Annotated in this window: 8 protein-coding genes and 1 CRISPR repeat array; of the genes, 1 reads left to right on the plus strand and 7 read right to left on the minus strand. The window is 41.0% G+C overall.

The features are described from left to right. Nucleotides 1-39 precede the first annotated feature (39 nt). The 6 genes from recG to ACE1CC_RS09820 all read right to left on the minus strand — a co-directional run bounded on the left by recG (nucleotide 40) and on the right by ACE1CC_RS09820 (nucleotide 7,182). Nucleotides 40-2,523 (minus strand): ATP-dependent DNA helicase RecG, encoded by a 2,484-nt coding sequence (recG, locus tag ACE1CC_RS09795; RefSeq protein ID WP_413270279.1) that lies wholly within the window; start codon nucleotides 2,521-2,523, stop codon nucleotides 40-42. An 89-nt stretch (nucleotides 2,524-2,612) separates the two neighbouring features. After that, on the minus strand, nucleotides 2,613-3,521 hold the full coding sequence (locus ACE1CC_RS09800; RefSeq protein WP_413270280.1) for a hypothetical protein: 909 nt from the start codon (nucleotides 3,519-3,521) through the stop codon (nucleotides 2,613-2,615). A gap of 244 nt (nucleotides 3,522-3,765) precedes the next feature. Further along, the gene (gene tsf / locus ACE1CC_RS09805) at nucleotides 3,766-4,428 is read right to left on the minus strand and encodes a translation elongation factor Ts (protein WP_413270281.1); all 663 of its coding nucleotides are present in this window, start codon (nucleotides 4,426-4,428) and stop codon (nucleotides 3,766-3,768) included. Nucleotides 4,429-4,470: 42 nt separating this feature from the next. Further along, complete coding sequence (gene rpsB, locus ACE1CC_RS09810) at nucleotides 4,471-5,268, minus strand: 30S ribosomal protein S2 (protein ID WP_413270282.1); 798 nt, start codon at nucleotides 5,266-5,268, stop codon at nucleotides 4,471-4,473. Between the two features lie 152 nt (nucleotides 5,269-5,420). Beyond that, nucleotides 5,421-6,020 carry a hypothetical protein gene (locus ACE1CC_RS09815; protein WP_413270283.1) on the minus strand — a complete coding sequence of 200 codons (600 nt, stop codon included), beginning with the start codon at nucleotides 6,018-6,020 and terminating at the stop codon, nucleotides 5,421-5,423. Nucleotides 6,021-6,210: 190 nt separating this feature from the next. After that, nucleotides 6,211-7,182, minus strand: a complete 972-nt coding sequence (locus ACE1CC_RS09820) for a glycosyltransferase family 2 protein (protein ID WP_413270284.1) — start codon at nucleotides 7,180-7,182, stop codon at nucleotides 6,211-6,213. Between the two features lie 358 nt (nucleotides 7,183-7,540). On the opposite strand from ACE1CC_RS09820, the gene argG reads away from it, so the two are divergent. Beyond that, nucleotides 7,541-8,785: an argininosuccinate synthase gene (argG, locus tag ACE1CC_RS09825; protein ID WP_413270285.1), complete on the plus strand. Its 1,245-nt coding sequence runs from the start codon at nucleotides 7,541-7,543 to the stop codon at nucleotides 8,783-8,785. Nucleotides 8,786-8,846: 61 nt separating this feature from the next. Here the strand turns inward: argG and ACE1CC_RS09830 are convergent, their stop codons facing one another. Then, nucleotides 8,847-9,551: a M15 family metallopeptidase gene (locus tag ACE1CC_RS09830; protein ID WP_413270286.1), complete on the minus strand. Its 705-nt coding sequence runs from the start codon at nucleotides 9,549-9,551 to the stop codon at nucleotides 8,847-8,849. A gap of 257 nt (nucleotides 9,552-9,808) precedes the next feature. Next, nucleotides 9,809-11,088: a CRISPR direct-repeat array (repeat unit 37 nt; unit sequence GTTTAAACTTCAATTAATCCCTATCAGGGATTGAAAC). Nucleotides 11,089-11,277: the final 189 nt, after the last annotated feature.

Raw genomic sequence — 11,277 nt, forward strand, 5'->3', positions numbered from 1 at the left:
CAAATATGGAGTTTTTACACTTAGATGCGTAAGTCATGCTCAAGTTAAAATTGTGCCGCCCATTAATTTTTGGTAGCGGTATTCTAACTCAGCTTTTAGCAAAGAGTTTTGTAAATTTTGGTCTTGCAACATGACTAATTCTGCGGCATCTCGCGCCAGATTTAAAACTTCTTGATCTTCTACTAAACTGGCTAAAGCAAAGTCTGGTAAACCAGATTGTCTGGTTCCTAAAACTTGTCCGGGGCCCCGAAAACGCAGATCCATTTCTGAGATAAAAAAGCCGTCTTGAGATTGTTCTAAAACACTTAAACGTTGCCGGGAATCTGCGGTGGTGCTATTACTCATTAATAAACAGTGAGATTTATGGCTACCACGACCTACTCTACCTCGTAATTGGTGTAATTGAGATAAGCCAAAACGTTCGGCATTTTCGATTAACATTACTGTGGCGTTTGGCACATCTACACCGACTTCAATTACTGTTGTAGCTACTAATATTTGGGTTTTATTGTCTCGGAAATCGTTGATTGCTTCATCTTTTTCGGCTGAGGTCATGCGACCATGAAGTAAGCCAACTTTAAATTCAGGAAATACGGTTTCTTGTAATTTTTCATATTCTACTGTTGCTGCCCTAAGATCTAATTTTTCTGACTCTTCAACTAAAGGCAAAACCACATAAACTTGTCTGCCTTGAACAAGTTCTCGGCGGATTAAATCGTAAGCTTCGTTGCGTTCTTTTCCCGATAAAGCTACGGTATTAATTGCTTGTCTTCCGGGGGGTAATTCATCGATTTGACTAACATCTAAATCCCCATGTAATGTTAAGGCTAAGGTGCGGGGAATTGGGGTTGCTGTCATGGTTAATACGTGAGGTTGTGTGCCTTTTTGTTGTAGTTTGGCGCGTTGATGAACGCCGAAACGATGTTGTTCATCAATTACTACTAAACCTAAACTATGAAAGTTAACTTTATCTTGAATTAAGGCGTGAGTACCTACTAATAAAGGCAAAGTTCCGTCTTCTAATTGGGCGTGAATTTCTCGACGTTTGGCGGTTTTAGTGGAACCTGTTAACAATTCTACGGGCAAATGTAGGAGGTTAAACCAACTAACTAATTTGCGGTAATGTTGTTCGGCTAATACTTCTGTGGGTGCCATTAATGCGGCTTGATAACCTGCTTGAATGGCGGCGAGAATGGCGACTACTGCTACTACTGTTTTACCTGCACCTACGTCTCCTTGAACTAATCGATTCATGGGTGTAGGTTTTTGTAAGTCGTTGAGAATATCGTTGATTACTCTTTGTTGTGCGCCTGTTAATTTAAAGGGTAATACTTGATAGAATTGTTCGATTAGTTTACCTGTGGGGGCTAAAATTGCTGAGGCTTGAGTTTGGCGTAATGTTTGCCGACGTTTGAGAAATCCTAATTGTAAGTAAAAGAATTCATCGAATACTAATCGTCTTCTGGCTGCTTCTTTGCTGGCGCTATCTGTGGGAAAATGAATGTTATTAATGGCATCTTGTAGTTTAATTAATCCGTAGCGATCGCGCAATCCCTCCACCAAAGGATCTTCAATTTGCGCGGTTGCTGGTAACACTGCCATTACCGCTTGTCGCACTACATCGGCGGGTACTCCCTCAGTTAAAGGATAAATTGGTACAACTCTACCAATATTAATTGATTCAATGTTATCTCCCGGAGTAGCTAACATTTCCATTTCGGGATCTTGTAAAGTTAAGCCATATTTAGTCGCTTTAACTAATCCAGATGCGGCAATTATTCCTCCCACTGGATAGCGCTTTTTTATTGATTCTTGCCAACCGCGATTAGTATATTGATTACCTGCAAAAAATCTACTTAACCGTATTTTACCATAACGGTCTTGTAAGACTATTTCTAAAATAGTTAATTTTTTATTTTTCGGACTGGTAAAACATTCACTGCGTTTAATAGTGGCGACAATAGTTACGGTTTCGCCAGCTTCTAGCTGAGAAATATCAACTCGTTGGGAATAATCGATATGATCGCGAGGATAATAAAACAATAAATCCCGAACTGTGTAAAGTTCTAATTTGGCTAAATGTCTACTTCTGGTAATTCCTAATTTTGGTACTTCTCTTAATGGTTGATCTAAGGAAATGTCAGATTCGGTAATTGGTGATGGGTAGTTTGTAGTTGGTAATTTTTCTGCTATCTTTAGCTTTTCTGGTTCGTCATTGATGTTGCTTCTTTGTTGCCAAATTCTTTGGCATTCTTCTTCAGAAGCTTGGAGAAATAACTTGGCTAATTTAACTAAATTTTCTCGTTCAGTAATTGACAAGTTGGGATATTTCGCAAATCTACTTGCCATTTCTTGCCAGTTTTTCCGCCATTCTGAATCTAAAAGTGTGGGAGGTTTACCAAAAGTTAGGCAAAGAAACTCACTAAAGCGGTATTGATTGCCTATTAAGTCAACAAAACCGCTTTTTTCTTCTACTTCTAAGGCTTTTTGCCACCTTACCCAATCGGGTTGAGGATTAGTCATAAACCAAGTTTCCGATTTTGGATTTTAGATTTTAGATTTATAGTGTAACAAATGACCAATGACGAATGACGAATAACCAATAACAATGATTAATCAAACCAACTAGCACGCCAAGCTAATTCGGCTTCTGCGATCGCTTTTTCCCGCTGTTTTTTTTGATACTCTCGGCGGGTTGTATGCAGTCTTACTGAGAGGTTTCTAATTTGCTGACGAATGGTTGTCAGGGTGGAGTCAGGAAACTCAATTTCTGACAAGCGGAGATGGATAGCGACTAAATGTGTAACTGTGGAACTTTGGGATTCTCGATCGCTTTCTGTCTCAATTACTAAGTTTAATAAATTTGGGGGCCCAGGCATTGTTTCCGCTGCTGCTTCCACTTTAGCAGCTGCTTCTAAAACTGGTTCGGGGAGTTTTTTGGGTAATAATCCTGCTTGCTGTAATTTTAAGTTACTGTCGCGAGAAAGCTTTTGCAAACTTTTGGCGATCGCACTTTCTAATTTTTCCTGCCATTGTAACAAAGCTTCGGGATTTTTAATCTGAGTATTTGGCTTGGACGTTGTAGCTTCAGCATTACTTTCAAGAGAATCCGACTCCGAAAAAGGCTTTTCTGACTCGCTTTCCTGTGCTTCTACTTCGGCAATACTTTCCTCAATTAATTCCCGAAGTTCGCTAATTTCCAGTTCATTTATTGACGATGAACGTGATTTTTCCTGCATCGGTGAGTTGACTTGAAGAATTAACTCTTGTGCAGTACGATCTGCCAATTGTTTGATTGTCTGTTGCAACTTTTGCCGCTGATTAAAAGACAAACTGAGAAATTCTTCTGGGTAACTTTGCGTGCATAAATGATAAGTTGCCACGATCAGCTGTTGCCGGATTCCTTGACCTAAAGCAGTCAAATAACGGCTGTAGACATTGTAAAATTCTTCTGCGAGTTCTGCGATCGTCTGCTCTAATACCCCAATTTCCCGTTCAATTCGCTCAATTGCTCTTGCCATAATTTTACTGGAAATCTAATAATACACAAAGCATTGCGGTGTTAAATTAACAGTACCGCAATGCTGAGAATCTACAAAAGTATTAACTATTTAACACAAGTTAGATCCCCCCTAACCCCCCTTACCAAGGGGGGAACTGTTCAAAGTTTCCCTGATTCAGGGCGGAATTCAAAGTCTCCCTGATTAAGGGGCGGAACTCTTCAAAGTCCCCCTTATTAAGGGGGATAATGGGGGATCGAAGTAGTTATTTATTACCCCCCATTTGGGCTGCAACTTCTTCGGCAAAGTTGCTTTCTTCTTTTTCCAGTCCTTCACCGAGTACAAAGCGTACAAAGCGACGAACTTGAATGTTTTCGCCCAACTGAGCAACATTTTGCTTAATCAACTCTTCCACCGAGATATTTTGATCTTTAATGTAAGGTTGATCGAGCAATGTCATCTCTTTGAGGCGTTTCTCAATCCGTCCTTGGACAATCTTTTCCTTGACGTTAGCTGGCTTATTGCCCAAATCGTCGCGTCCCATTTCGATCGCTTTTTCTTTTTCCACAATCTCACCTGGGATATCGCTAACCTTAACATACTCGACGTTAGGGCAAGCAGCGATTTGCATAGCGATATTCTGCACTAAAGCTTTGAAAGCTTCATTACGGGCAACAAAGTCTGTTTGGCAGTTCACTTCTACCAAAACTCCCACTCTGCCACCAGTATGAATGTAGCTACCGACTAATCCATCTGTGGCAGATTTAGTTTCAATCTTACCAGCCTTGAGCATTCCTTTTTGCCGCAGCCAGTCGATCGCCTTTTCAACATCACCGTCAGTTTCTTGGAGTGCTTTTTTGCAATCCATCATCCCTGCATTCGTCTTTTTACGCAGTTCTTGAACTAGTTTTGCAGATATTTCCGCCATCTCTTGCCCTTACCTAATCTAGTTTTTACGGATTCAACGTGATTATTCCTCAGTATCTTCGTCGTCGTCAGAATCTAGGAAATCACTTTCATCGTATTCCAGATCGTCTTCTGCACCTTCGTAATCTTCGTAATCTTCTTCTTCAGCTACCTCTAGTTGACCGTGACGACCTTCGTAAATCGCATCTGCCAACTTACCTATAATTAGCTTAATCGATCGAATTGCGTCATCATTTGCCGGAATCGGAATATCAACTACATCTGGATCGCAGTTTGTATCTAACAAGGAAACGATCGTCAATCCTAGTTTCTGACATTCCTGAACTGCGTTATATTCCCGTTTCTGATCCACAATTAAAACCACATCAGGAATTTTCCGCATTAACTTAATGCCGCCCAAATACTTTTGCAGCTTTTCCATTTCCCGGCGCAAAACCGCAGCTTCTTTTTTCGGCAATAAATCCAGTGCGCCGCTTTCTTCCCGTCTTTCTAAATCTTTGAGACGTTCGACTCTGGTTTTAATAGTTGTCCAGTTGGTAAGCATTCCGCCTAACCAACGTTGGTTAACATAATAAGCACCGCAACGAGAAGCTTCTTGGGCAATAATCCCCGCTGCTTGGCGCTTGGTGCCAATAAACAGGAATTTTTTCCCTTGTTCTGCCGCAGTTCGCATGAAGGTGTAAGCTTCATCCATCAACTGAGCAGTTTGCACTAGATCGATAATATGTACCCCGTTACGAGATGTGTAAATGTAAGGGGACATTTTCGGATTCCAGCGGCGAGTTTGGTGCCCAAAGTGAACACCAGACTCCATCATTTGAGCCAAAGAAACAACGGGCATAATTTTTTAAACTCCTTTCGGGTTAATCCTCCATCTGAGGGGATCTCTGAACACTTTCTGTCACAGAAACACCCGAAACCTCAGATGTGTGATTTTAGACAGCAATTCCTAAACTAACACAATTTGGCAAAGTTAGGGTAAACTTGTTCCCATTATTCGGCAACAGTAAGTTCATGGATATTTTTCAGCCCTGTTGCTGTCTTGGTAGCCGGATCGTAAGCCCAAGCTCTTAAGAGTACCCTACCTGCGGGCAAAGTGTTGGCTTTAAATGAAGTAGTCCAGCCTGCGTTTTTGTAGGCTGGATTTTTGATAGCTTTGGCTACATCAGGTCTAGCTAAATTTACATTGGCGATCGCGACAATTTGATTACTATCTGGTAAGGTAATAATCACTTTTTCAGCTGTTTTGGTTTTTTCTGGGATGATTGCCCAACCAGTTAATGTAATGGTGCCATTTTTACTTACATTATGTTTTAGTGACCCGGAGTTATTCACCGCATCAAAAAAACCATTTAAAACGGTGGCAGGTGGTGTCTGAAATTTGATTTCGCCGACATCTTTCACACCCAAGCTGCTAATGTTGATAGCTGGAGTTGTATTTTTTTGTCCAGCAGGTGCACTAGCGCTGACATTGGCAGCGGTATCCGCTGCTGGGGGGGTGGTATTTGTAGCACTTTGGGTGCTATCAGAACAAGCAGCTACTAAAACAGCTAATCCTGAAACCACTCCTAAAAATTTTGCCCGATTAAGCATATTACATCTCACATTTAAAAGTGAATTGCTGTATTTGGGGAAGCTGTTACTTCCTGAAAAAAGATTCAACACCAAGTCGGTGTGTGAAAATAGCCATATTAACATACCATATCTTTGCTATTTGCTGGTGATGTTAAATGGGTGGGATCAAGGACAAGAGTAAATGATTTGAGATTTGAGATTTGAGATTTTACTTTTTCTCATTCCGAGAATTTAATATTTCCCATTGAAAATCCTTGATAATTGATGCTTGATAAACTGCTTTTACGTTGTACCAATTCAGAAAAATTCTGGCAATTTCTAGGGCTAATTGTGGTTTACCTTGATTGATTAATGCTTGTAATAATGGAGCAAGGGTACGTTCGTTGAGGCAACCACCTAAAGATAAAATTCCCCAAAGTAAACGGTGTAACCAAGTCATTTGAATCATCATTCTGACTTCCCAACAGGGATGTTTTCGGTAAAATAAAACTCCCATACGTCCGCGTTGAATTTCTTTTTCAATTAAGCTGGGAATTTGGTTTAATGCAAAGGGTGGATGCCAATGATATCCTACAGCTGCGGGACATTTAATCAGTTTTAAATCGAATTTTTTTAAGCGTACTCCTAGTTCTAAGTCTTCCCAACCATAAAGCTGAAATTGGGTGTCAAATAATCCGGCTTTTTCTAACCAATGTCGGGAAATTGCCACGTTTCCGGTAGCAAAGTATGCTGCGGAAAAATCGGTAATTTTATAAGGTTCGGCGGTGGGATTCTCGAAGTTGCAGGTGTTAATTACTCGTCCGTAGGTAAAAAGCCGATCGCTCCCGATTTTCTGATACCCTGCTACTAAAGCATCTGCATGGGCTTGCAGAAAATTTTCAGTTACTACTAAATCGCTATCAATAAATATAATTGTGTCACCGATCGCATTTTCTACACCATTATTCCGGGCAGCGGCTGGCCCTTGGTGACTTTGCTGAAATAATTTAACATGAGGCAGTTGGGTAGCGTGGGATGCCAACCAAGACAGAGTATTATCAGTAGAACCATCATCGACTAATACCACTTCGTAGCCTGTGACGACGCTTTCAGGGGACAAATGCTGCTTTTCCAAAGCTTTGAGGCATTTTTCCAGTATAGGTTGACGGTTATAAGTGGGAATGACAACGCTGAAAAACACCTGTAAGAGAGCTTCTTGGCTTTAGTTGGTCAAGGGTTTATGTTACTTGGCGATCGGCTCGGTGTCAATCTGGGGGTTGGGGATTGGGGACTGGGGAGATGGGGGAGATCTTGCAGCAATGGAGGTAGAACCTCCCAATGCTCGTTCCCCGGTTGAACCGGGGAACGAGAAACTCCAGGCTCCGCTCAGGAGTGCTGCGATCTCAGTTCCCTACCTCCCCACCTCCCTAGTCCCCAGTCCCCAGTCCCCAAAAAACTGTGCCTTGTTGGACAGATATCGATCGCTAGTGGTGCATAATAAGAGTTTGTCTTTTTAGGCTTTCTGTTTTATTAGCAGCTACTTTAAAGGAAAATTGACGATGAAAGCACAGGATTTGAAAGGGAAAACAGTTGCATTTGCCGGATCGGGTGGATTAGATAGTTGTACAATTACTCGTTGGCTAACAGATATTGGGGTAAATGTTGTCTGTTTTACAGCTGACTTGGGACAGCCGGATGAAGATGATATTGAAGCAGTTCGCCAAAGAATGTTGCAAGCTGGGGCAACTGATTTTGTATTATTACCTGCTAGAGAGGCGATCGCACAAGCTGGTATAGATGTAATTCAAGCTCAAGCTTGTTATGAAGGACGCTATTGGAATACAACTGGAATCGCCAGATGTGTATTAGCCAAAGCGATGATTTTGGAGATGAAAAAACGGGGTTTAACTATTTTTAGTCATGGCGCTACTGGTAGAGGAAATGACCAAGTACGCTTCCAATTAATTACTAATATGTTAGCTCCTGAATTTGAAGTTTATGCTCCTTGGCGCGATGAAGCATTTTTAGCGCGTTTTCCCGGACGTAGCGAAATGATTGATTTTTGTCAGGAAAAAGGTCTTCCTGTTTCTGCTACTAAAGATAAGCCTTATTCAACTGATGCGAATTTGTTAGGGTTAACTCATGAGTCGGGAATGTTGGAAGAGTTAACTACTCCGGCACATTTTGTTAAGCCAATTATGGGTTGTTATCCGGTTGATGCCCCTGATGAAACGGTAGAAATTACTGTGAGATTTGAAAAGGGTGTTCCGGTAGAAATTAATGGTAATTCTGTAGGTTTGGTGGAAGCATTTTTGCAAACAAATGCGATCGGCGGAAAGTATGGTTTAGGGATTGGCACTCACTTAGTAGAAAACCGTTTTGTGGGAATTAAATCACGGGGAGTTTATGAAAGTCCAGGGGTAGAATTGTTAGGAACTTGTTATGCTTATTTGTTGCAATTAATTTTGGATCGTCGCGCCCGTGAATTTTACGATCAGTTATCTTTATTAATTGCCAAACAAATCTATCAAGGTTATTGGTATGATTTGGCGACTAAGATGGCGCTTCAGGCGATTAAATGTACCGCAGAGTTGGCAACGGGAACTATTAAAGTGGCGATTTATAAGGGAAATATTTCCTTTTTGGCGGCGACTGATGTGGCACATTCTTTATATTCAGAAGAAAACGCTTCAATGGAAGGTGTAGGCAGCTATAATCATGCTGATTCCGAAGGTTTGTTGCGCGTGTTTGGCGTGAGTGCGAGAGTTTTAGCTACTAGCGGACAAGTGAAACTAACAGAATAAAAAAGTACGTTGTTGCGCTTCAGCGCTAACAAGAGCGCTAAAGCGCAACAACGTACATACTTTAAATTCTGCCGTATTGGGCTGTAAACCGTTGATTGGGTTGTTGTTGTTGGGATAACCAAGCCCACATTTGATCGCGGTAAGAAAAGTGCCACCATTCGTTAGGGTGTTGTTGGAAATTTGCCCTTCGCATCACCTGAAACAACAATTGTCGATGAGCATGATATTCTGTTTCTGGGAATTCGTTACTATTAGCAAAGTAATCGGGGAAGGAAACAGGGGAAATTTCATCAATCTCGGAACCCATGTTAACTAAATTGCCATTTTCATCAACTAAGGTAACATCGATCGCTGCGCCTGTGCTGTGGGGTGGGGGTGTGGCTGGTTCGAGGCTCGGTGCTGCCCAAAACTGATATACTTGTTGCCAAAGTTCTTCGATTTGGGTTTGGCTTAGTTGGTCGAGGTTTAGTTGTCGATCGCTAACTAGTTCGGCAAAGGTATAATCAACCATAAATTGTTGCACTGCTACTGGTCGGTAAGCGTCAAAAATCAAAATTCGCCAGTTAGGATGGGTTAGCTGGAGTTGGTTTTGGGCTTGGATCAGGTTTTCCAGGACGGTTTCTCGGAGATAATAGGGTGAGAGTTTGCCGTAGGGGGCGTGGAGTTTTTCGTAAGCGTGGGGTGTTTGGGCGGCGAAGTGTTCCAGGGGTATGGGTGCGAGGGGTTCGCCACATTCTAAAATCGGGATTTTTTGGTAGGGTTTGATTGTCATGTTGCGCGAGTGGGTGGGTGTTTTTGGCGAGTGTAGTTTGTTTGTGTCTCAAATGGTTAATGTACAAGAGTTTAGGGTTTTTAGGGGGGGAATGTTATCCGCGCAAGGTCTGTAATACTTGTAGTTTAAGGGTTTTGGCGAAAATGCCTTGGCTGGGTATTTACAGGTAGTGGGTTGAAATGATAGATTTATTTTGTTCCGCGCCATTGTACCTCGAAAACTAAATATGATTAGGGTTTCGGAGTGCCGCAGTTTAAACTTCAATTAATCCCTATCAGGGATTGAAACTTTCTACAGTTCTACGCCATTGCCCAAAGAAGAAATTGTTTAAACTTCAATTAATCCCTATCAGGGATTGAAACGGGGGGAATTTTCCCCCTTAAGTACAAAATGTATAGTTTAAACTTCAATTAATCCCTATCAGGGATTGAAACAATTCATCTTGTTTAGCTCCGCAATTTACACAATCGTTTAAACTTCAATTAATCCCTATCAGGGATTGAAACACGACACTGTAATTTTCTTTTGTAACTCCTAACACTGTTTAAACTTCAATTAATCCCTATCAGGGATTGAAACATCTCGGAACAAAACTCTATAGCTAGGATGGTAAAGTTTAAACTTCAATTAATCCCTATCAGGGATTGAAACATTTGCTCTAAAGGTAAGTCTCCATCCATGTAGGTTTAAACTTCAATTAATCCCTATCAGGGATTGAAACAACATTTAAACTGGCATCAGCAGCTTCAACAGAAAGTTTAAACTTCAATTAATCCCTATCAGGGATTGAAACCTACTATTGTCGAGAATGACAATGCCTTTTTCAGCGTTTAAACTTCAATTAATCCCTATCAGGGATTGAAACTTTTCATCAACATTTGCCCCTTTTACGGTCACAGAACCATGTTTAAACTTCAATTAATCCCTATCAGGGATTGAAACTTCGCCCTCTTTCGATCATTTATTTCACTCCTGTTGATGTTTAAACTTCAATTAATCCCTATCAGGGATTGAAACGGTAGCTAAATCGGTGACGTTTTCGCAGATAAAAAGTTTAAACTTCAATTAATCCCTATCAGGGATTGAAACGTTTACCTAATAGAAAAGACCGTCCACACCCAGGTTTAAACTTCAATTAATCCCTATCAGGGATTGAAACCAAAGATTGACGCAGTTTATGTTACGGACGCTAGCGAGTTTAAACTTCAATTAATCCCTATCAGGGATTGAAACTTTGAGCAGGGACAAGCTATAACAAAGCAAGGCATCAAGTTTAAACTTCAATTAATCCCTATCAGGGATTGAAACATTATTCCAATCCAGCGAGAGCTTAGTAAATGCTGATCGTAAGTTTAAACTTCAATTAATCCCTATCAGGGATTGAAACGCAAGTTAGCACACAGCCATTACTAGTAGGCATCGTTTAAACTTCAATTAATCCCTATCAGGGATTGAAACAATAAAGCGTAAGTTTTCCCCTTACGCAGTTGCCCTGTTTAAACTTCAATTAATCCCTATCAGGGATTGAAACACCACAAAGGGCATAAAAATATTGATCCTCTATCAATGCTAGTTTAAACTTGAACGCACCCCAACTAAATCGGAGATTATAGTTGGGGATTCTTGCGCTAGGAAACCATAAGATTTCTCAGCGTATCCAGAGTTACTGGCGTTCTCAGTGTGTCGTTGGAACTTTTGCCAACGAACACTCTAGAAAAAT

Source organism: Floridaenema aerugineum BLCC-F46 (genome assembly GCF_041929345.1).
GTDB lineage: Bacteria > Cyanobacteriota > Cyanobacteriia > Cyanobacteriales > Aerosakkonemataceae > Floridanema > Floridanema aerugineum.

Coding starts and splice junctions, on each gene's coding strand:
- recG (WP_413270279.1), bottom strand. CDS start 2,523: ATGACTAATCCTCAACCCGATTGGGTAAGGTGGCAAAAAGCCTTAGAA.
- ACE1CC_RS09800 (WP_413270280.1), bottom strand. CDS start 3,521: ATGGCAAGAGCAATTGAGCGAATTGAACGGGAAATTGGGGTATTAGAG.
- tsf (WP_413270281.1), bottom strand. CDS start 4,428: ATGGCGGAAATATCTGCAAAACTAGTTCAAGAACTGCGTAAAAAGACG.
- rpsB (WP_413270282.1), bottom strand. CDS start 5,268: ATGCCCGTTGTTTCTTTGGCTCAAATGATGGAGTCTGGTGTTCACTTT.
- ACE1CC_RS09815 (WP_413270283.1), bottom strand. CDS start 6,020: ATGCTTAATCGGGCAAAATTTTTAGGAGTGGTTTCAGGATTAGCTGTT.
- argG (WP_413270285.1), top strand. CDS start 7,541: ATGAAAGCACAGGATTTGAAAGGGAAAACAGTTGCATTTGCCGGATCG.